Annotated in this window: 17 protein-coding genes; 16 read left to right on the top strand and 1 reads right to left on the bottom strand. The window is 69.5% G+C overall.

Going from position 1 to position 21,823, the window contains the following annotated elements:
* Positions 1-9: 9 nt before the first annotated feature.
* Positions 10-774, bottom strand: a complete 765-nt coding sequence (locus IOD16_RS34015; protein WP_201437717.1) for a hypothetical protein — start codon at positions 772-774, stop codon at positions 10-12.
* A 259-nt stretch (positions 775-1,033) separates the two neighbouring features.
* Here IOD16_RS34015 and rplJ point away from each other — a divergent pair, with 259 nt between their 5' ends.
* The 16 genes from rplJ to IOD16_RS33935 all read left to right on the top strand — a co-directional run bounded on the left by rplJ (position 1,034) and on the right by IOD16_RS33935 (position 21,794).
* Complete coding sequence (rplJ, locus tag IOD16_RS34010) at positions 1,034-1,591, top strand: 50S ribosomal protein L10 (RefSeq protein ID WP_123745250.1); 558 nt, start codon at positions 1,034-1,036, stop codon at positions 1,589-1,591.
* 63 nt (positions 1,592-1,654) lie between these two features.
* Positions 1,655-2,041 carry a 50S ribosomal protein L7/L12 gene (gene rplL, locus IOD16_RS34005; protein WP_123745251.1) on the top strand — a complete coding sequence of 129 codons (387 nt, stop codon included), beginning with the start codon at positions 1,655-1,657 and terminating at the stop codon, positions 2,039-2,041.
* A 269-nt stretch (positions 2,042-2,310) separates the two neighbouring features.
* The gene (locus IOD16_RS34000; RefSeq protein WP_123745252.1) at positions 2,311-3,399 is read left to right on the top strand and encodes an ABC transporter ATP-binding protein; all 1,089 of its coding nucleotides are present in this window, start codon (positions 2,311-2,313) and stop codon (positions 3,397-3,399) included.
* A 50-nt stretch (positions 3,400-3,449) separates the two neighbouring features.
* Positions 3,450-4,181 (top strand): MlaE family ABC transporter permease, encoded by a 732-nt coding sequence (locus IOD16_RS33995; RefSeq protein WP_236595253.1) that lies wholly within the window; start codon positions 3,450-3,452, stop codon positions 4,179-4,181.
* 1 nt (position 4,182) lies between these two features.
* Positions 4,183-5,022, top strand: coding sequence for an MlaE family ABC transporter permease (locus IOD16_RS33990; RefSeq protein ID WP_123745254.1), 840 nt, complete (start codon positions 4,183-4,185; stop codon positions 5,020-5,022).
* A complete protein-coding gene (locus IOD16_RS33985) occupies positions 5,019-5,258 on the top strand; it encodes a hypothetical protein (protein WP_201437716.1) in 240 nt (79 codons plus the stop codon). Before IOD16_RS33990 ends, IOD16_RS33985 begins: the two co-directional genes overlap by 4 nt.
* Positions 5,252-6,580, top strand: a complete 1,329-nt coding sequence (locus IOD16_RS33980) for an MCE family protein (protein ID WP_201437715.1) — start codon at positions 5,252-5,254, stop codon at positions 6,578-6,580. The genes IOD16_RS33985 and IOD16_RS33980 overlap by 7 nt, the downstream gene beginning before the upstream one ends.
* On the top strand, positions 6,577-7,605 hold the full coding sequence (locus IOD16_RS33975) for an MCE family protein (RefSeq protein WP_201437714.1): 1,029 nt from the start codon (positions 6,577-6,579) through the stop codon (positions 7,603-7,605). Before IOD16_RS33980 ends, IOD16_RS33975 begins: the two co-directional genes overlap by 4 nt.
* Positions 7,602-8,660 carry an MCE family protein gene (locus IOD16_RS33970; protein ID WP_201437713.1) on the top strand — a complete coding sequence of 353 codons (1,059 nt, stop codon included), beginning with the start codon at positions 7,602-7,604 and terminating at the stop codon, positions 8,658-8,660. Before IOD16_RS33975 ends, IOD16_RS33970 begins: the two co-directional genes overlap by 4 nt.
* Position 8,661: 1 nt before the next feature.
* On the top strand, positions 8,662-9,831 hold the full coding sequence (locus IOD16_RS33965; protein WP_201437712.1) for an MCE family protein: 1,170 nt from the start codon (positions 8,662-8,664) through the stop codon (positions 9,829-9,831).
* Complete coding sequence (locus IOD16_RS33960) at positions 9,828-10,985, top strand: MCE family protein (RefSeq protein WP_123745259.1); 1,158 nt, start codon at positions 9,828-9,830, stop codon at positions 10,983-10,985. Before IOD16_RS33965 ends, IOD16_RS33960 begins: the two co-directional genes overlap by 4 nt.
* Entirely contained in the window at positions 10,982-12,217 is a 1,236-nt protein-coding gene (locus tag IOD16_RS33955; RefSeq protein WP_201437711.1) for an MCE family protein, read from the top strand. Before IOD16_RS33960 ends, IOD16_RS33955 begins: the two co-directional genes overlap by 4 nt.
* A gap of 12 nt (positions 12,218-12,229) precedes the next feature.
* Positions 12,230-12,742: a hypothetical protein gene (locus IOD16_RS33950; protein WP_123745261.1), complete on the top strand. Its 513-nt coding sequence runs from the start codon at positions 12,230-12,232 to the stop codon at positions 12,740-12,742.
* A gap of 9 nt (positions 12,743-12,751) precedes the next feature.
* Positions 12,752-13,849, top strand: a complete 1,098-nt coding sequence (locus IOD16_RS33945; protein ID WP_201437710.1) for a hypothetical protein — start codon at positions 12,752-12,754, stop codon at positions 13,847-13,849.
* 470 nt (positions 13,850-14,319) lie between these two features.
* Positions 14,320-17,802 carry a DNA-directed RNA polymerase subunit beta gene (gene rpoB, locus IOD16_RS33940; RefSeq protein ID WP_201437709.1) on the top strand — a complete coding sequence of 1,161 codons (3,483 nt, stop codon included), beginning with the start codon at positions 14,320-14,322 and terminating at the stop codon, positions 17,800-17,802.
* Positions 17,803-17,897: 95 nt separating this feature from the next.
* Positions 17,898-21,794, top strand: a complete 3,897-nt coding sequence (locus IOD16_RS33935; protein ID WP_201437708.1) for a DNA-directed RNA polymerase subunit beta' — start codon at positions 17,898-17,900, stop codon at positions 21,792-21,794.
* The last annotated feature ends 29 nt before the right edge of the window (positions 21,795-21,823 follow it).

Raw genomic sequence — 21,823 nt, 5'->3', positions numbered from 1 at the left:
GGCGGCTCGTCAGGGGCAGCTCGGCTCGGCCTCGTAGCCGGTGATCGCCCACGCGCCGCTGGTCTGCCTGGTGAGCACGAACTTGCCCAGCCGCGGGCCGCTGCGCACCTCCAGCGCGCAGGAGCTGACGTCGACCGAGCCGGACGCGGGCGGGTTGACCATCGTCTGCGGGAAGACGAGCTGCCGGTAGGTGCTCACGTCGGTCACCTCGCCCTTGAGCTTCGCGACCGCGGCCGGGCAGTCGGGCGCGCCGAAGGCCTCGGCGAACGCCTTCTTCGGCCCGTCGCTCTTGAAGTACGCGCACGCGCGGCCCCCGTCGCCGGTGCCGACGTGCTTGTAGAACTGGCCGACCGTGCCGTTGCTGCCGTACGGGTTGGCCGGCGCGATGACGTTGTTCTCGACGCCGCCGCTGTCCTCCGCCACGCCGCCGGGGTCGTCGCCGCCGAAGTACTGCTCGTAGAAGTAGGAGGCGACGAGCAGCACGACCACCAGGTACACCAGGCGGCGGACGAACTTGCTGCGCAGCAGGACCTGCCACAGCGGCCTGCGGCGCGGGCCGGGCGGTGGCGGGGCGGCCGGCGGGATCGCCGGCGGCGGGGTGGCGCCGGGTGGGAGGCCGAGCGGCGGGGTGGCGCCCGGCGGCAGGGCCGGCTCGGACCCCTGGGCCTGCTGGAAGCGCTGGAACTCCTGGAACCGTTGGAACTCCTGGAACTGCCGGAGCTGTTCCGGGTCGATGTCCGGTGGCGGCGGGTTCCTCGGCGGCTCTTCGGTCACGCGTCACATCATGACCGATTTGGGTCACCAATAGCGCTCTGCTAGTGTTGGCGACGGTTCACCAAAGACCGCTGGTCGTGCATGTCACCAGTCATGCAGCGAAGGTCCCGCGAAGCGGGCGGCCCGCGCAGGAGAACGAGGAAGACCCAGGCGTGTTCGCACGCCCGTCACGCCCCGTGCTGCTGCGCCGGGGCGTTTTTGCATTGCGCGGCCTGATCGCACTCGACCGGCGTGTCACCAGCCCAGAGAGGAGGCGATCATGGCGAAGCCCAGCAAGGTTTCGGCCGTCGCCGAGCTCACGGACAAGTTCCGTGGAAGCTCGGCCGCTGTCGTGACCGAGTACCGCGGCCTCTCCATGGCGCAGCTCACCACGCTGCGTCGCGCTCTCGGCGCGGGCACCACGTACACCGTTGCGAAGAACACGCTGGTCAAGCGTGCCGCTGAGGACGCGGGCATCGAGGGTCTCGAAGCCCTGCTCGTCGGTCCGACCGCGATCGCCTTCGTCGAAGGCGAACCGGTCGACGCGGCCAAGGCCCTGCGTGACTTCGCGAAGGACAACAAGGCCCTGGTCATCAAGGGCGGCTACATGGACGGCCGCCCCCTCTCGGTCGACGAGGTCACCGCCATCGCGGACCTCGAGACCCGTGAGGTGCTGCTCGCCAAGCTGGCGGGCGCGATGAAGGGCAACCTGTCGAAGGCCGCGGGTCTGTTCCAGGCCCCCGCCTCCCAGGTCGCTCGCCTGGCTGCTGCCCTGCAGGAGAAGAAGGCCGCGGAGGCGCCTGCCGCCGCCGAGTCCGACGCTCCCGCCGAAAGCTGATCACACCCAGACACTCCGCGTCCCGGCCGCAGTTCGGGCGTTGAAAGAGAAAGGACCGCCATCATGGCGAAGCTCAGCACCGACGAGCTGCTCGACGCGTTCAAGGAAATGACCCTCCTGGAGCTCTCGGCCTTCGTGAAGGAGTTCGAGACCACCTTCGAGGTCACCGCCGCCGCTCCGGTCGCGGTCGCCGCTGCCGGTCCGGCCGGCCCCGCCGCCGCCGAGGTGGAGGAGAAGGACGAGTTCACCGTCGTCCTCGAGGGCGCCGGCGACAAGAAGATCCAGGTCATCAAGGTCGTCCGCGAGGTCGTCTCGGGCCTGGGCCTGAAGGAGGCCAAGGAGCTGGTCGAGTCCGCTCCGAAGCCGCTGCTGGAGAATGTGGCGAAGGACGTCGCCGACGCCGCCAAGGAGAAGCTCGAGGCCGCCGGCGCCAAGATCTCGCTCAAGTGATCTAGCGCTACCGCTGCCGCGAAGGCGGGCACCCGATCCGGGTGCCCGCCTTCGTGCTGTCCAGGGCCCGTGATCTTGACCACGTCGTCGTGGGTGGCCCACCATCGGGACCTGGGAGGGTCGACGGCAGGACGCCGCTCACACCGTTACCCACCCGAGACCCGCATTAACCCAACTGGTGAGTAACCACGACGGGGCGGCCTCGTTGCACCGGTATGACGCCGGCCTGTCCGGCGTCGGGCGAAGCGGGCCGCTGACCTGGAGGTGCGATGGGCGTCGAGGTGGTCGTCGAGGGCCTGACCAAGTCCTTCGGCAAGCAGACCATCTGGCGGGACGTCACGCTCACCCTCCCGCCGGGTGAGGTCAGCGTGATGCTCGGCCCGTCGGGCACGGGCAAGTCGGTCTTCCTGAAGTCCCTGGTCGGCCTGCTGAAACCCGAGCAGGGCAAGATCGTCATCAATGGCGTGGACCTGGTCCGCTGCTCCGAGCACAAGCTCTACGAGATCCGGAAGCTGTTCGGCGTCTTGTTCCAGGACGGCGCGCTGTTCGGCTCGATGAACCTCTTCGACAACGTCGCCTTCCCGCTGCGCGAGCACACCCGCAAGACCGAGGCCGAGGTCCGGCGGATCGTGCTCGAGAAGATGGAGATGGTCGGCCTCGTCGGCGCGGAGAAGAAGCTGCCCGGCGAGATCTCCGGCGGTATGCGCAAGCGCGCCGGCCTCGCCCGCGCCCTCGTGCTGGACCCCGAGATCATCCTGTGCGACGAGCCGGACTCCGGCCTCGACCCGGTTCGCACGGCCTACCTCAGCCAGCTCCTCATCGACCTGAACTCGCAGATCGACGCGACGATCCTGATCGTCACGCACAACATCACCGTGGCCCGCACGGTCCCGGACAACCTCGGCATGCTGTTCCGCCGCGAACTGGTCATGTTCGGTCCCCGCGAGGTGCTGCTGACCAGCGACGAGCCGGTGGTGGAGCAGTTCCTCAACGGCCGCCGCATCGGCCCGATCGGCATGTCGGAGGAGAAGGACCAGGCGACGATGGCCGCCGAGCTGGCGCACCGCGACGCGGGCCACGCGGACGGCCCGCCGGACGAGGACGTGCGCGGCGTGGTGCCGCAGCTGGAACCGACGCCCGGCCTGCCGCCGCGCGGCGCGGTGCGCCGGCGCAAGGACCGGGTGATGAGCATCCTGCACACGCTGCCGCCCGAGGCGCAGCAGGGCATCATCGCCAGCCTCACGCCCGACGAGCAGCGCCACTACCGGCTGATGGCCGACGCGGGCGACCGGACGGGCCCGGTCGCGGTCGACCGGGTCACGCCCAGCCCGTGGCCCCGGCAGGGGGGCGTGCTGTGAGCTCACCGGCGACGTTCCCCGGTGTCGGCGCGCTGCGCGAGACGGGGCGCATGTTCGCGCTGGCCATCGACGTCGTGCGCAACACGTTCCGGCGGCCGTTCCAGCTGCGGGAGTTCATCCAGCAGTGCTGGTTCGTGGTGAGCGTGACGGTGCTGCCGACGGCCCTGGTGTCGATCCCGTTCGGCGCGGTCATCGCGTTGCAGATCGGTTCGCTGACCAGGCAGATCGGCGCGCAGTCGTTCACCGGCGCGGCCAGCGTGCTGGCGATCATCCAGCAGGCCAGCCCGATCGTGACGGCCCTGCTCATCGCGGGCGCGGGTGGCAGCGCGATCTGCGCGGACCTCGGTTCGCGCAAGATCCGCGAGGAGATCGACGCGATGGAGGTGCTCGGCGTCTCGCCGGTCCACCGCCTGGTCGTGCCGCGGGTGCTGGCCGCGATGCTGGTGTCCGTGCTGCTCAACGGCATGGTGAGCGTGGTCGGCGTGATGGGCGGCTACTTCTTCAACGTGATCCTGCAGGACGGCACGCCCGGCGCGTACCTGGCGAGCTTCAGCGCCCTGGCGCAGCTGCCGGACCTGTGGATCTCCGAGATCAAGGCGCTGATCTTCGGGTTCATCGCGGGCATCGTGGCCGCGTACCGGGGCCTGAACCCGGCGGGCGGGCCGAAGGGCGTGGGTGACGCGGTCAACCAGGCCGTGGTCATCACGTTCCTGCTGCTGTTCTTCGTGAACTTCGTGCTGACCACGATCTACCTGCAGGTCGTCCCGGCGAAGGGGAGCTGAGGTGGCCGCGATCAACGACCGGTTCCGCAAGGCGGCGAACGCGCCGCTGTCCGTGCTGGACACCTTCGGCGACCAGCTGTGGTTCTACGTCCGCGCCCTGTGCTGGACGCCGCGGACGCTGACCCGCTACCTGCGCGAGACGCTGCGGCTGCTGGCCGAGGTGAGCTTCGGTTCGGGCGCGCTGGCCGTCATCGGCGGCACGATCGGCGTGATGGTGGGCCTGTCGGTGTTCACCGGCACGGTCGTCGGCCTGCAGGGCTTCACCGCGTTGAACCAGATCGGCACGTCGGCGTTCGCGGGCTTCGTGTCCGCGTACTTCAACACCCGTGAGATCGCGCCGCTGGTCGCGGGTCTGGCGTTGAGCGCGACCGTCGGCTCGGGTTTCACCGCGCAGCTGGGCGCGATGCGGATCTCCGAGGAGATCGACGCGCTGGAGGTCATGGGCATCCCCAGTCTGCCGTACCTGGTGACCACGCGGATCATCGCGGGTTTCGTCGCGATCATCCCGCTGTACGTGATCGGTCTGCTGACGTCGTACCTGGCGGCGAGGTTCATCACGGTCGAGTTCTACGGGCAGTCGGCGGGCACGTACGACCACTACTTCAACCTGTTCCTACCACCGGTGGACGTGCTCTGGTCGTTCGGCAAGGTGCTCGTCTTCGCCGTGGTGATCATCCTGACCCACTGCTACTACGGCTACCGCGCCAGCGGCGGCCCGGCGGGTGTGGGCATCGCGGTGGGTCGGGCGGTGCGCACGGCGATCGTGACGACGAGCTTGTTGGACTTCTTCCTCAGCATGGCCATCTGGGGCACTACGACGACGGTGAGGATCGCGGGATGACCGCCGACGTGTTCTTCTCAGCGGAGGCGGTGACGGGCTGGGTCGACGTGTTCTTCTCAGCGGAGGCGGTGACGGGCTGGGTCGACGTGTTCTTCTCAGCGGAGGCGGTGACGGGCTGGGTCGACGTGTTCTTCTCAGCGGAGGCGGTGACGGGCTGGGTCGACGTGTTCTTCTCAGCGGAGGCGGTGACGGGCTGGGTCGACGTGTTCTCCTCGGCCGAGGGGGCGACATGGTGAGGCGGCGGCTCTTGGGCGTCGTGTTCATCGCGGTCATCGCCCTCTTCCTCTCCGTCACGGTGGCGTTGTACAACGACGCGTTCACCGAGGTCGTGAAGGTGACGTTGAAGACCGACCGGGTCGGCAACCAGCTGCTGATCGACTCCGACGTGAAGGTCCGCGGCATGGTCGTCGGCCAGGTGAAGGGCATCCGGACCGCGGGTGACGGCGCGGAGCTCGACCTCGCGCTCGAACCGGAGCAGGTCAGGCACATCCCGGCGAACGTCTCCGCGCGCCTGCTGCCGAAGACCTTGTTCGGTGAGCGGTACGTGAACCTGGTGCTGCCGGCGCAGCGCGAGGACCCGCTCACCGATGGCGCCGTCATCGAGCAGGACCGCTCCAGCAGCGCCGTCGAGCTGGAACGCGTGCTCGACGATTTGATGCCGGTGCTCCAGGCCGTGCAGCCGGAGAAGCTGGCCACCACGCTGACCGCGATGTCGCAGGCGTTGGAGAACCGGGGGAGGCCGCTGGGCGAGACGCTGGTGCGGCTCGACTCCTACCTCGGCGAGTTCAACCCGCAGCTGCCCGCGTTGAAGGAGGGCATCAGCCGCCTCGCGGACGTCTCGAACGTCTACGCCGACGCCGCGCCCGATCTCGTGCAGGCTTTGTCGGACGCCACCGTCACCAGCCGCACGCTGGTCGAGCAGCGCGACGACCTGCTCGCCCTGTACGGCACGCTGACCACCACGTCGCTCGACCTGAACAGCTTCCTCGCGGTGAACAAGAACAACCTGATCCAGCTCGCCGACGTCAGCAGGCCGACGTTGGAGCTGCTGGCGAAGTACGCGCCCGAGTACCCGTGCCTGCTCAAGGGCCTGGCGGAGTTCAAGCCGATCATGGACGAGGTGTTCGGCAAGGGCACGGACGAGCCCGGCCTGCACATCACGCTGGAGATCACCGCGAACCGCGGCAAGTACGAGCCCGGCAAGGACGACCCGGAGTACGCCGACCGGCGCGGTCCGCGCTGCTACGACATCGTGCCGCGGCCGGACCCGTTCCCGCAGTACCCGCCGGAGGGTCCGGTCAAGGACGGCTCTTCGTCGCCGCCGCCCGCGCGCTCGGCGACCGACGGCGTGCTGCCGCCGAACACGGGGACGATCCGGGAGGACGGCACGGTCGTGTCGTCGTTCGGCGGTGTGCCGTCGTTGGCGAACTCGCCGGAGGAGCAGGACTTCCTGGCCGCGCTGCTCGCGCCGCAGTTCGGCTTGGCCGAGCGGGAGATGCCGAGCTTCACCGCGCTGCTGCTCGGCCCCCTGTACCGGGGCGCGGAGGTGACGGCATGAGGTCCCTGGCCGCGCCGCTGATCAAGCTCGGCGTGTTCGCCGCGATCACGGTCCTGGCGACCGCGCTGCTCGCGGTGACCATCTCCAACGTGAGCTTCACCGGTGACACCGGCTACACCGCCCGGTTCACCGACGTGACCGCGCTCAACGAGGGCGACGACATCCGCATCGCGGGTGTCCGGGTCGGCCAGGTCGACGGGATCCGGGTGGTGGACCGGCGGTTGGCGGAGGTGGAGTTCTCGCTGGAGGGCGACCGCACGCTGCCCGCGTCGGTCACCGCGACGATCAAGTACCGCAACCTCGTCGGCCAGCGGTACATCTCGTTGGAGCACGGCGTGGGCGACGCGTCCCCGCTGAGGCCCGGCGACGTGATCCCGTTGGAGCGCACGAAGCCCGCGCTGGACCTGACCGTGCTGTTCAACGGTTTCAAGCCGTTGTTCCAGGCGCTGAACCCGGATGACGTGAACCGGCTGTCCGGCGAGATCATCCAGGTGTTGCAGGGCGAGGGCGGCACGATCGACAGCCTGCTGCGCCACACCGCGTCGTTGACGTCCACGCTGGCGAGCCGCGACCAGGTCATCGGCGAGGTCGTCGACAACCTCAACTCGGTGCTCGACACCGTGAACTCGCGGACGGAGCAGGTGTCCACGCTGGTCACCACGTTGCAGGAGCTGACGACGGGCCTGGCGGGTGACCGCGAGCCGATCGGCGACGCGATCAGCGCCATGGGCGAGCTGACCACGACCACGGCCGACCTGCTCGGCCAGGCGCGGCAGCCGTTGAAGGACGACATCGCCAACCTCGGCCTGGTGTCGAAGACGCTGGGGGACAACGAGGCGATCGTGGAGGGTGTCATCCAGCGCCTGCCGACCAAGATCGAGGCGATGTCGCGGACCGCGTCCTACGGTTCCTGGTTCAACTTCTTCCTGTGCGAGGGCGCCGGGCAGGTCGCCCTGCCGCCGATCATCAACGACCCGATCCCGATCACGGCTCTGCCGGTCACGCAGCCGAGGTGCCGCCGATGAGAACCGAACGCAACCCGGTGGCGGTCGGCGCGGTGAGCCTGACCGTGATCGTCCTGCTGCTGCTCGCCGCGTTCAACTCCGACGACCTGCCGATCATCGGCGGCGGCACCACCTACTCGGCCGAGTTCACCGAGGCGGCGGGCCTGATCCCGTCGAACGAGGTGCGGGTGGCGGGGGTGAAGGTCGGCAAGGTGACCGAGGTGGAGCTGGACGGCGACAAGGTGAAGGTGTCGTTCCGGGTGAGGGACGCCTGGGTCGGCGACCGCACGACCGCGGTGATCCGGATCAAGACGCTGCTCGGGCAGAAGTTCCTGGCGCTGGACCCGCAGGGCTCGCAGCCGCTGGACCCGGGCGAGCCGATCCCGCGTGAGCGCACGTTGTCGCCGTACGACGTGCAGGAGGCGTTCAACGGCCTGGCGTCCACGGTCGGCCAGATCGACACCGGGCAGCTCGCCGACAGCTTCCGGGTGTTGTCGGAGACGTTCCAGGGCTCGGCGCAGAGCGTGCGCGGCGCGCTGGACGGCCTGTCGGCGCTGTCGAAGACGATCTCGTCGCGCGACGAGCAGCTGGCGGAGCTGCTGGCCAACACGAACACGATCACCAAGACGTTGGCCGACCGCAACGAGCAGTTCGAGAAGCTGCTCGCGGACGGCAACCTGCTGCTGGGCGAGCTGCGCAAGCGGCGGGACGCGATCAGCGCCCTGCTCAACGGCACCCGTCAGCTGTCGAAGGAGCTGTCCGGCCTGGTCGCCGACAACTCCGCGCAGCTGCGGCCCGCGCTGGAGCAGCTGGAGCGGGTCACCACGATGTTGCAGCGCAACCAGGACTCGCTCGACCGCAGCCTGTCGCTGATGGGGCCGTTCTTCCGGGTGTTCGCCAACACCCTGGGCAACGGCCGCTGGTTCGACACCTACATCTGCGGGCTGCTGCCGCCGTCGGTGAACCTCGGGGTGGTCGGCTTCAACGAAGAGGGCTGCCTCCCTCCCGGCGTGCAACGGCAGCCCTCCGTCGGGCAGGCACCTGCTGTATCCGATCCTTCCGGGGGAGGGAACTGACGTGGCGACCACGAAGACGGGCCGCGGCCTGGTCCGCGCCGCGGCGATCGCGTGCGTGCTCGCGATCGTGGCCGCGGCGGCGATGTGGTGGGTGTTCGCGGGTGGCGACAGCCGCCGGGTGACCGCGCTGTTCGGCGCGGCCGTCGGCGTCTACCCCGGCTCGGACGTGCGGGTGCTGGGCGTGCGGGTCGGCACGATCGAGGAGGTCGAGCCGCGGGGCCCGCTGGTCAAGGTGGTGATGTCGCTCGACCGCTCGGTGAAGGTGCCGGCGGCGGCGCAGGCGGTCGTGGTCGCGCCCAGCGTGGTCAGCGACCGGTACGTGCAGCTCGCGCCCGCCTACACCGGCGGCGACGTGCTGGGCGAGAACGCGACCATCCCGCGTGAGCGCACCGCCACCCCCGTCGAGCTGGACGAGCTCTACGCCAGCCTGGACGAGCTGACCACCGCGCTGGGCCCCGACGGCGCGAACGAGGACGGCGCGCTGTCGGAGCTGCTCGACTCGGCCGCGGCCAACCTCCGGGGCAACGGGCAGGCGCTCGGCGACACCGTCAAGCAGCTCGGTGACGCCACCCGCACGCTGTCCGGCTCGAAGGACGACCTGTTCGGCACCGTGGACAACCTGCAGAAGTTCACCGGCATGCTGGCCGCCAACGACAGCCAGGTGCGCGACTTCAACCGGCAGCTGGCCGAGGTCGCCGGTTTCCTCGCCGACGAGCGGGAGAACCTGGGCGCCGCGCTGGCCGAGCTGGCCGCGGCCCTGGGCCAGGTGCAGGGCTTCATCCAGGACAACCGGGCCGTGCTCAAGTCCAACGTGGACAAGCTCGCCGGCATCACCCAGATCCTGGTCGACCAGCGCGCGTCGCTGGCCGAGGCGCTCGACGTCGGGCCGCTCGCGCTGGGCAACCTGCAGAACGCCTACAACGCGGCGTCCGGCACGCTCGACGTGCGGGCCGACATCAACGAGCTGAGCCAGCCGCCGATCGTGCTGGTCTGCAAGCTGGTCCAGGGCATCGAACCGGGCCGGGTGCCCGGCGTGCTCGCCGAGGCGTGCCGGCAGCTGGAGCCGGTGCTCGCCGGCGCGGTGCCGCTGCCGACGCCCCAGGAGATCGCGACGGACCTCGCCCAGGGCAAGCTGCCGCTGCCCCTGCCGCTCGCGGGGGTGCCCCGGTGAGGCGGGTCGCGGTGCTCGTGGCGAGCGCGCTGGTGCTGACCGGCTGCGGCTCGGGCGGCTTCGACGGCGTCTACAACATGCCGCTGCCCGGCGGCGCGGACGTGGGCGACCGGCCGTACGAGGTGAAGGTGCGGTTCAAGGACGTGCTGGACCTGGTGCCGCAGGCCGGGGTGAAGGTCGACGACGTGCCGGTCGGCCGGGTGGACCGGATCGACCTGGGCGCGGACGGCTGGACCGCCGAGGTGACGGTGCTGGTCAACGGCGACGTGAAGCTGCCGGGCAACGCGGTCGCCCGGCTGCGCCAGTCCGCGCTGCTCGGCGAGAAGTACGTCGAGCTGGCCAGGCCCGCCGAGGGGCGCGAAGAGGGCGCCCTGACCGGCGGCTCCGTCATCCCGGTCGAGCGGACCAACCGCAACCCCGAGGTCGAAGAGGTCTTCGGCGCGCTGTCCATGCTGCTCAACGGCGGCGGCATCGCCCAGCTCCAGGACATCAGCCGCGAGCTGAACGCGGCCCTGGAGGGCAACGAGCCGCAGATCCGCTCGCTGCTGACCAACCTGAACACGCTGGTCGGCGACCTGGACGCGCACAAGGGGGAGATCACCCGCGCGCTGGACGGCCTCAACCGGCTCGGCGGCACCCTCAACGCCCAGCGCGACCAGCTCACCGGCGTGCTGGACGGGCTGGAACCGGGGCTGAAGGTGCTCAGCGAGCAGCGCACCCAGCTGGTCACGCTGCTCCAGTCGCTGGACGCGCTGTCCGACGTCGCGGTGGACACGGTGAACAAGTCCAAGGACGACCTGGTGGCCGACCTCAAGGCGTTGACGCCGACGTTGCAGAAGCTCGCCGAGGCGGGCACGAACCTGCCCAACGGCTTCGAGCTGCTGCTCACCTACCCGTTCCCGGACTCGGCGGTGGACGCCATCAAGGGCGACTACACGAACCTGTACGCCGACATCGACCTGAACCTGGCCACGGTCGTGGACAACCTCGGCCGGTCGCGGCAGTCGCCGCTGCCGAACCTGCCCCTGCTGCCCGGTGTCGACGGCAACGCGCCGTCGCTGCCGCTGCCCCTGCCGAACCTGCCGCTGCCCGGCCTGTCGGGCGGGTCCGGGTTGGGCGACCTGCTCGGCGGACTGCTCGGAGGTGGGCGGTGATCCCCGGCCGGATCAAGCTCCAGATCGGCGCGTTCGTGCTGATCGCGCTGGTCGGCGTGAGCTACGTCGGCGCGCGGTACGTCGGGCTCGGCCGCGTGTTCGGCTCGTCCGGGTACGTGGTGACGATGCAGCTCGCCGACTCCGGCGGCGTGTTCACCAACGCCGAGGTCACCTACCGCGGCGTGGCCGTCGGCCGGGTCGGGCAGATGCGGCTGACCGCGGACGGGCTGGAGGTCGACCTCGACATCGACCCGAGCGCGCCGTCGATCCCGTCCGACCTGGAGGCCGTGGTCGCCAACCGGTCGGCGGTGGGCGAGCAGTTCGTCGACCTGCGCCCGCGCGGCGACGACGGGCCGTACCTGGCGGACGGGTCGGTCATCCCGCGCTCGGCCACCAGGACGCCGCCGCCGGTGGACACCCTGCTGAGCAACCTCGACGCGTTCGCCAAGTCGGTGCCCACCGAGTCGCTGCGGACCGTGGTGGACGAGCTGGACCTGGCGTTCAACGGCACCGGACCGGACCTGCAGGTGCTGCTGGACAGCACGAAGGTGTTCACCCAGGCGGCGACGGAGCACCTGCCGCAGACCAAGGCGTTGATCGACAGCGGGCTCGTCGTGCTGAACACGCAGGCCGCGCAGGGCGGCGCGATCAGGTCGTTCTCGTCGGACCTGCGGGCGCTCGCCGAGCAGCTGAAGAACTCCGACACCGACCTCCGGCGGCTCATCGGCGTGTCGCCGCAGGCCGCGGAGCAGGTGTCGGCGCTGCTGCGGGAGACCGGGCCCAACCTGGGCGTGGTGCTGGCCAACCTGCTGACCACCGGGAACATCCTGGTCACGCGGCTGAACGGGCTGGAGCAGATCGCCGTCACCTACCCGATCATCGTCGGCGGCGGCTTCTCCGTGGCCAAGGGCGACGGCACGGGCGCGCACTTCGGGCTGGCCCTGAACGTGTTCGACCCGCCGCCGTGCACGGTCGGCTACGACACCACCAGGATCCGGCAGGGCACCGACCTCACGCCGGCCGCCTTCAACACGCAGGCCTACTGCGCGTTGGCGCCCGGCAGCGCCACCGGCGTGCGGGGCGCGCAGAACGCGCCTTACGGTGGGGTCCCGGTGACCACCCCGACCGGTGACGCGACGTCGCAGCCGGCGCGGGAACCGGCCGTTGGCGAGCCCGCCCCCGAGGCGCCGCTGCTGACCAGCCTGGGGCAGTTGCTCGGGCTGCCGGGCTGAGGAGAGGGACGGATGGACGTTCGACGTTGGGTGCTCCCGGTCGCGGCCGTGCTCGCGGTGCTGGCCGCCGGGTACGCGGTGTGGGCCGGGGTGTCGTGGTGGAGCGCGTCGTCCAACGACTCGGTGGCGTTCTCGCGCGAGCGGGACGAGGTGCTGCGGGTCGGCCAGGTCGGGATCGCGAACTTCACCACCCTCGACTACCGGAAGGTGGACGAGGACCTGGACCGGTGGCTGGACTCGTCCACCGGCGGGCTGCGCACCGAGATCGAGGACGGCCGGGCCACCCGCAAGAAGCAGATCGAGGACGCCAGGACGGTGACCGTGAGCCGGGTGCTCGACGCGGCCGTCACCGAGCTCGACGACCGGGCCGGGAAGGCGCACCTCATCGCGGTCGTCGAGACCACGGTCACGCCGGAGGGCGGGCAGGCGGTGAAGAAGGTCAACCGGTACCAGACGGACCTGCTCCGCACCGACGCCGGTTGGAAGCTCAGCGCGCTGGGGCCGGTCGCGGCCGGCGGCGCGTGAACCGAGGAGATGACGTCAGTGCCACCGTCCCGCCGCCGCCCGGTCCCGACCACGCCGACCACCCGTCCGCGCGTCGCGGGCCTGCGCAAACGCCCCGACCCGGGCGCCGCGCCGACCCCACCCGGACCCAACGCCGGGGTGGCGCCCGAGAATTCACCGACCCAGGACACGCGTCCCGAGCACGCGGACGCTGACCCCGCCGCCGCCGCCGAACCGGCCGCCGAACCGACCGCCGCCGAAGCTGCTGCCCCCGGATCGACCGCCGCCGACCGGTCGCCGGGTGCCGAGAGCTCGCCCTCCGACCGCGACGTCACGCGCCCGACCGAGGCCACCGGCCTGATCGAGCCCGGCGAGGACACCGAGCACACCGAGGGCACCGGGCACCCCGAGGACGCCGAGCACCCCGAGGACGCCGACCCCGCGCCGCGCCCCCGCCCGACCGGCCGCCGCCGGCGCACCGGCGAGGCCGTCGCACCCAGCGTCCTGGCCGACGACGACGCCGCGCGCCCGACGGCCGACGCCGAGGCGTGGGCCGCCCGGCACAACGACCCCGGTGCCCGCCCGACCCGGTTCGGCGAGTCCGGCCTGGTCCTGCCGATCTCCCTGCTCGTGCTGGCCGCCCTCCTGGTCGGCCTCGGCGCCTGGTTCCAGAGCCAGGCCGCCGACGTCCGCTACAACCAGGCCCTGGTGGACAGCGGGGGCACGACCGAGGTCGCCGGCCAGGCGCGCGAGGCGGTCGAGAAGGCGTTCTCCTACAACTTCGCCGACGTCTCCGCGACCGAGCAAGCCGCCAACGAGCTGCTCGTCGGCAAGGCCAAGTGCCAGTACAACGCGATCTTCGGCCCGGTGCGCGCGCTCGCGCCCGAGCAGAAGCTCGTGGTCACGGTGAAGGCCGTGTCCAGCGGCGTGACCACGCTCGACGGCGACCGCGCCACCGTGCTGCTGTTCCTCGACCAGGTCACCACCCGCACGACCGACAACCAGAGCGGCGGCGGCATCGCGACGATGCGGGTCGGCGCGCAGCAGGTCGACGGCCGGTGGAAGGTCGACAACATGGAGATGTTCGGCCAGACCGGCGACCAGGCGGCCGAGACCGCCAAGTGCTGACCGGCGGGCGCCCCGCCGGCCTCGGCGGACGTCCACTCAGGACTGCGAAGCCGGTTTCAAGCCTCAGCACAACGTGATCCCGGTCACACTTTTCGGTCGGTGACCGAACGAAATCGACACCATCTCCCTTCGGGGTCTGACCACCCGCCAAAGGTTCACGGTTGCTCACGTCAATGTATTTTCGCAGGTCACAGAGGTAACTCCGCGTTATCGCGCCTTGCGCCAGTGGAGTGATCGCCGCGTGGCATCTTGACTGTGGGCGTCGGCGGGGTCACTCTGTCGGTGAGCACGAGAAAGGTCCTTCCAGGTGCCTCTCGACAGTTGCCGCGCGCGTGGCTAGACTGCTCCTTTGCGCTGCCCTCTTTCCGTTTGCCCTTCGCCGAGAGCTGGATTGCCGGGCATCGCCGCACCCTTGACAGCCGTGCTAGTTCCGCTGACTAGCCAGCTACCTGTCCCTGGAAGGACGCATCTTGGCGATCTCTCGCGCGACCAAGGCCACTGCTGCGACCAACTCCACGTCGGGGATTCCCGGAGCGCCGAAGCGAGTCTCTTTCGCGAAGATCCACGAACCGCTTCAGACGCCCAACCTGCTCGACCTGCAGATCCAGTCGTTCGAATGGCTCACCGGCGACGAGGCGTGGTTCCAGCGCCGTGTCGACGAGGGTGACGAGGCGCCGACGGGCGGCCTCGAGGAGGTCTTGAACGAGATCTCCCCGATCGAGGACTTCTCCGGCTCGATGTCGCTCTCCTTCTCCGACCCGCGCTTCGACGAGGTCAAGGCCTCGACCGAGGAGTGCAAGGACAAGGACATGACGTACGCCGCCCCGTTGTTCGTCACGGCGGAGTTCACCAACCACACCACTGGCGAGATCAAGAGCCAGACGGTGTTCATGGGTGACTTCCCGATGATGACCGACAAGGGCACGTTCATCATCAACGGCACCGAGCGGGTCGTGGTTTCCCAGCTCGTCCGCTCGCCGGGTGTCTACTACGACACCGCGATCGACAAGACGACCGACAAGGACGTCTTCAGCGTCAAGATCATCCCGTCCCGGGGTGCCTGGCTGGAGTTCGACGTCGACAAGCGCGACACCGTCGGTGTCCGCATCGACCGCAAGCGCCGCCAGCCGGTGACCGTGCTGCTGAAGGCGTTGGGTTGGACCACCGAGCAGATCCGCGAGCGCTTCTCCTTCAGCGAGACGCTGCTGACGACGCTGGAGAAGGACCACACCGCGGGCACCGACGAGGCGTTGCTCGACATCTACCGCAAGCTGCGTCCGGGCGAGCCGCCGACGAAGGAGTCCGCGCAGGCGCTGCTGGAGAACCTGTTCTTCAAGGACAAGCGCTACGACCTGGCGAAGGTCGGCCGGTACAAGATCAACAAGAAGCTGGGCCTGGCCTCCCCGATCTCCACGGGCGTGCTGACCGAGGACGACATCGTCACGACGATCGAGTACCTGGTCCGCCTGCACGCCGGTGAGACGACGATGCAGCCCGGCGACACCGAGGTGCCCGTCGAGGTCGACGACATCGACCACTTCGGCAACCGCCGCCTGCGCACCGTCGGCGAGCTGATCCAGAACCAGATCCGGGTCGGCCTGTCCCGCATGGAGCGCGTCGTCCGCGAGCGCATGACGACCCAGGACGTCGAGGCCATCACGCCGCAGACCCTGATCAACATCCGCCCCGTGGTGGCGGCGATCAAGGAGTTCTTCGGCACGTCCCAGCTGTCGCAGTTCATGGACCAGACGAACCCGCTCGCGGGCCTGACCCACAAGCGCCGCCTCTCGGCGCTGGGTCCGGGTGGTCTGTCGCGTGAGCGCGCCGGCATGGAGGTCCGCGACGTCCACCCGTCGCACTACGGCCGCATGTGCCCGATCGAGACGCCGGAAGGCCCGAACATCGGCCTGATCGGCTCGCTGTCCTCCTACGGGCGGGTCAACCCGTTCGGCTTCATCGAGACGCCGTACCGCAAGGTCGTCGACGGCCGGGTCACCGACCAGATCGACTACCTGACGGCCGACGAAGAGGACCGCTACGTCAAGGCGCAGGCGAACGCCAAGATCGACGACGAGGGCAACTTCCTCGAGGACAAGGTCCTGGTCCGCAAGAAGGGCGGCGAGGTCGAGCAGATCGACCCGTCCGACGTGGACTACATGGACGTCTCGCCGCGGCAGATGGTGTCGGCCGCGACCGCGATGATCCCGTTCCTCGAGCACGACGACGCGAACCGCGCCCTGATGGGCGCGAACATGCAGCGCCAGGCGGTGCCGCTGCTGCGCAGCGAGTCCCCGCTGGTCGGCACCGGCATGGAGCTGCGCGCCGCGGTCGACGCCGGTGACGTCGTGGTGGCCAAGAAGACCGGCGCGGTCGAGGAGATCTCCGCCGACTACGTCACGGTCATGGCCGACGACGGCTCGCGGCAGACCTACGGCCTGCACAAGTTCCGCCGGTCCAACCAGGGCACGTGCATCAACCAGAAGCCCATCGTGAACGAGGGCGACCGGGTGCACGAGGGCCAGGTGCTGGCCGACGGCCCGTGCACCGAGAACGGCGAGATGGCGCTGGGCAAGAACCTGCTCGTCGCGATCATGCCGTGGGAGGGCCACAACTACGAGGACGCGATCATCCTGTCGCAGCGCCTCGTGCAGGACGACGTCCTGACCTCGATCCACATCGAGGAGCACGAGATCGACGCGCGGGACACCAAGCTGGGCGCCGAGGAGATCACCCGGGACATCCCGAACGTCTCCGAGGAGGTCCTGGCCGACCTCGACGAGCGCGGCATCATCCGCATCGGCGCCGAGGTCCAGCCCGGCGACATCCTGGTCGGCAAGGTCACGCCCAAGGGCGAGACCGAGCTGACCCCGGAGGAGCGCCTGCTCCGCGCGATCTTCGGCGAGAAGGCGCGCGAGGTGCGCGACACGTCGCTGAAGGTGCCGCACGGCGAGTACGGCAAGGTCATCGGCATCCGCGTGTTCAGCCGCGAGGACGACGACGAGCTGCCTCCCGGCGTGAACGAGCTGGTCCGCGTCTACGTGGCCCAGAAGCGCAAGATCCAGGACGGCGACAAGCTGGCCGGCCGCCACGGCAACAAGGGCGTCATCGGCAAGATCCTCCCCGTCGAGGACATGCCGTTCCTCGAGGACGGCACCCCCGTCGACATCGTGCTGAACACGCACGGCGTGCCGCGTCGTATGAACATCGGCCAGGTGCTGGAGACCCACCTCGGGTGGATCGCCAAGCAGGGCTGGAGCATCAACGGCGACCCGGACTGGGCGAAGAACCTGCCCGCCGAGCTGTACGACGTCGAGCCCGGCACCAAGACCGCCACGCCCGTCTTCGACGGTGCCAAGGAGGACGAGATCACGGGCCTGCTCGGCTCGACGATCCCGAACCGCGACGGCGAGCGGATGGTCAAGGAGAACGGCAAGGCGGTGCTCCTCGACGGGCGCAGCGGCGAGCCGTACCCCTTCCCGGTGTCGGTCGGCTACATGTACATCCTGAAGCTGCTGCACCTGGTCGACGACAAGATCCACGCCCGTTCGACCGGCCCGTACTCGATGATCACGCAGCAGCCGCTGGGTGGTAAGGCGCAGTTCGGTGGTCAGCGGTTCGGTGAGATGGAGTGCTGGGCGATGCAGGCGTACGGCGCCGCGTACACGCTCCAGGAACTGCTCACGATCAAGTCCGACGACGTGCTCGGCCGCGTGAAGGTCTACGAGGCCATCGTCAAGGGCGAGAACATCCCGGAACCGGGTATCCCGGAGTCCTTCAAGGTGCTGCTCAAGGAGCTGCAGTCGCTGTGCCTCAACGTCGAGGTGCTGTCTTCGGACGGCGCCGCGATCGAGATGCGCGACGGCGACGACGAGGACCTGGAGCGCGCGGCCGCGAACCTCGGCATCAACCTGTCGAGGTCCGAGTCGCCCTCCGTGGACGACGTCGTCAACTGACGCTCGCCGGTCACCGGGGACGCCTCCCGCGTCCCCGGTGACCCAGCCACCAGCACCCCAAGCAGCACCGAACCAAAAAGGGGAAGAGAGTAGACGTGCTCGACGTCAACTTCTTCGATGAGCTTCGCATCGGTCTTGCGACCGCGGACGACATTCGCCAGTGGTCCTTCGGCGAGGTCAAGAAGCCCGAGACCATCAACTACCGCACGCTCAAGCCGGAGAAGGACGGCTTGTTCTGCGAGAAGATCTTCGGTCCCACCCGGGACTGGGAGTGCTACTGCGGCAAGTACAAGCGCGTGCGCTTCAAGGGCATCATCTGCGAGCGCTGCGGCGTCGAGGTGACCCGCGCCAAGGTGCGCCGTGAGCGGATGGGCCACATCGAACTGGCCGCGCCCGTCACGCACATCTGGTACTTCAAGGGCGTCCCCAGCCGGTTGGGCTACCTGCTCGACCTGGCGCCCAAGGACCTCGAGAAGATCATCTACTTCGCGGCCTACGTCATCGTGGGCGTGAACACCGAGCTGCGCCACAACGACCTGCCGACGCTCGAGAACGAGATGCAGGTCGAGCGCAAGCGGGTCGAGAACCGGCGTGACGCCGACGTCGAGGCCCGCGCGCAGAAGCTGGAAGCCGACCTGGCCGAGCTGGAGGCGGAGGGCGCCAAGTCCGACGTCCGCCGCAAGGTCAAGGAGGGCGGCGAGCGCGAGATGCGCCAGCTCCGCGACCGGGCCCAGCGCGAGCTGGACCGGCTCGACGAGATCTGGTCCACCTTCACCAAGCTCGAGCGCGCCCAGCTGATCGCGGACGAGCTGCTCTACCGCGAGCTGTACGACCGCTACGGCGACTACTTCACCGGCGCCATGGGCGCGGAGGCCATCCAGCGGCTGCTGGGTGACTACGACGTCGACGCCGAGGCCGACGTGCTGCGCGAGACGATCCGCAGCGGCAAGGGCCAGAAGAAGCTGCGCGCCCTCAAGCGGTTGAAGGTCGTGGCCGCCTTCCAGGCGACCCGCAACAACCCGCAGGGCATGGTCCTGGACTGCGTGCCGGTCATCCCGCCGGACCTGCGCCCGATGGTGCAGCTCGACGGTGGCCGCTTCGCCACGTCCGACCTGAACGACCTGTACCGCCGCGTCATCAACCGCAACAACCGCCTCAAGCGACTGATCGACCTCGGCGCGCCCGAGATCATCGTCAACAACGAGAAGCGGATGCTGCAGGAGGCCGTCGACGCGCTGTTCGACAACGGCCGCCGCGGCCGGCCGGTGACGGGCCCGGGCAACCGGCCGCTCAAGTCGCTGTCCGACCTGCTCAAGGGCAAGCAGGGCCGGTTCCGCCAGAACCTGCTCGGCAAGCGCGTCGACTACTCGGGCCGTTCGGTCATCGTGGTCGGCCCGCAGCTGAAGCTGCACCAGTGCGGCCTGCCCAAGCAGATGGCGCTGGAGCTGTTCAAGCCCTTCGTGATGAAGCGGCTGGTCGACCTCAACCACGCGCAGAACATCAAGTCCGCCAAGCGGATGGTGGAGCGCGCGCGCCCCGCCGTGTGGGACGTGCTCGAAGAGGTCATCACCGAGCACCCCGTGCTGCTGAACCGCGCGCCCACGCTGCACCGGCTGGGCATCCAGGCCTTCGAGCCGCAGCTGGTCGAGGGCAAGGCCATCCAGCTGCACCCGCTGGTCTGCGAGGCGTTCAACGCCGACTTCGACGGTGACCAGATGGCGGTCCACCTGCCGCTGTCCGCCGAGGCGCAGGCCGAGGCGCGCGTGCTGATGCTGTCGTCGAACAACATCCTCTCGCCCGCGTCGGGCAAGCCGCTGGCCATGCCGCGTCTGGACATGGTGACCGGCCTGTACCACCTGACCCGGCACAAGAAGGACGACCTCGGCGAGGGCCAGGCCTACTCCTCGCCCGCCGAGGCGCTGATGGCGTTCGACCGCAAGATCCTGGGCCTGCAGTCCATGGTCAAGATCCGGATCACGGACAAGAACCCGCCGAAGGGCCAGGAGCCCGAGGGCTGGGAGCCCGGCCAGGCGTGGTTGGCCGAGACCACCCTCGGTCGCGTGCTGTTCAACGAGGTCCTGCCGCCGGACTACCCGTTCATCAACGACGTCATGCCCAAGAAGCGGCAGGCGACGATCATCAACGACCTCGCCGAGCGGTACCCGATGGTCACCGTCGCCCGGACGCTGGACAAGCTGAAGGACGCCGGTTTCTACTGGGCCACCCGGTCGGGCGTCACGGTCGCGATCTCCGACGTGCTCGTGCCGGCTGCCAAGCAGGGCATCCTGGACGAGTACGAGAAGCTCGCGGACGCGGTCGAGAAGCGCTACCAGCGCGGTCAGCTCTCCCACACGGAGCGCAACAACGAGCTGGTCAAGGTGTGGACCAAGGCCACCGAAGAGGTCGCCGAGGTCATGGAGGCCAACTTCCCCGAGGACAACTCGATCCGCATGATCGTGATGTCGGGCGCGGCGGGCAACATGACCCAGGTCCGCTCGCTGGCGGGTATGCGCGGTCTGGTGACCAACCCGAAGGGCGAGTACATCCCGCGGCCGATCAAGAGCTCGTTCCGCGAGGGCTTGTCGGTGCTGGAGTACTTCATCGCCACGCACGGCGCCCGCAAGGGTCTGGCCGACACCGCGCTGCGCACCGCCGACTCGGGTTACCTGACCCGTCGTCTGGTGGACGTCTCGCAGGACGTCATCATCCGCGAGGTCGACTGCGGCACCACCCGCGGCGTGAACATGACGGTCGGCGAGCGGCTGGGCGACAAGGTCGTGCTGGCCGAGTTCGCGCAGACCAGCGTGTACGCGCGGACCATCGCCGAGGACATCACCGACGCCGGTGGCAACATCGTGCTCAACCGCGGTGACGACCTGGGCGACCCGGCGCTGGCCACCCTCGTCGAGGCGGGCGTGACCAGGGTCAAGGTCCGCTCGGTGCTGACCTGCGAGTCCGCGGTCGGCGTGTGCGCGTCCTGCTACGGCCGTTCGATGGCGACCGGCAAGCTGGTCGACGTCGGCGAGGCCGTCGGCATCGTCGCCGCGCAGTCCATCGGTGAGCCCGGCACGCAGCTGACCATGCGCACGTTCCACCAGGGCGGTGTGGCCGGTGACGACATCACCACCGGTCTGCCGCGTGTGCAGGAGCTGTTCGAGGCCCGCGTGCCGAAGGGCAAGGCGCCCATCGCGGACGTCGACGGCCGGGTGCGCATCGAGGACGGCGACCGGTTCTGGAAGATCACCCTCATCCCGGACGACGGGTCCGAGGAGATCCTCTTCGAGAAGCTGTCCAAGCGTCAGCGGCTCGCGAACACGGCCACCGGCCCGTTGCAGGACGGCGACCACGTGGGCGTCGGCCAGCAGCTGCTGGAGGGCACGCCCGACCCGCACGAGGTGCTGCGCGTGATGGGCCCGCGTGAGGCCCAGCTGCACCTCGTGGGTGAGGTCCAGAAGGTCTACCGGGCCCAGGGCGTGGCGATCCACGACAAGCACATCGAGGTCATCGTCCGGCAGATGCTGCGCCGGGTGACGATCATCGACTCGGGTGCGACCGAGTTCCTGCCGGGCTCGCTGGTCGAGCGCGCGGAGTTCGAGTCGGGCAACCGGGCCGTGGTGGCCGAGGGCGGCGAGCCCGCCGCCGGCCGTCCGGTGCTGATGGGCATCACGAAGGCGTCGCTGGCCACGGACTCGTGGTTGTCGGCGGCCTCCTTCCAGGAGACGACGAGGGTCCTGACCGACGCCGCCATCAACGGGCGTTCGGACAAGCTCATCGGCCTGAAGGAGAACGTGATCATCGGCAAGCTGATCCCGGCCGGCACCGGCATCAACCGGTACCGGAACATCCAGGTGCAGCCGACCGAGGAAGCGCGTGCGGCGGCGTACGCCATCCCGAGCTACGACGACGGCTACTACACGCCGGACGTCTTCGGCACGGGCACGGGCGCCGCGGTCCCGCTGGACGACTACGACTTCGGCCGCGACTACCGCTGACGCAGCCAGTCGACCGAAAGGCCCCCGGA

Origin of the sequence: Saccharothrix sp. 6-C, assembly GCF_016695385.1 — a bacterium.
Taxonomy (GTDB): domain Bacteria; phylum Actinomycetota; class Actinomycetes; order Mycobacteriales; family Pseudonocardiaceae; genus Actinosynnema; species Actinosynnema texasense.
Note: the sequence above shows the minus strand (reverse complement) of the source record. Positions and strands in the feature narration are given on the sequence as shown.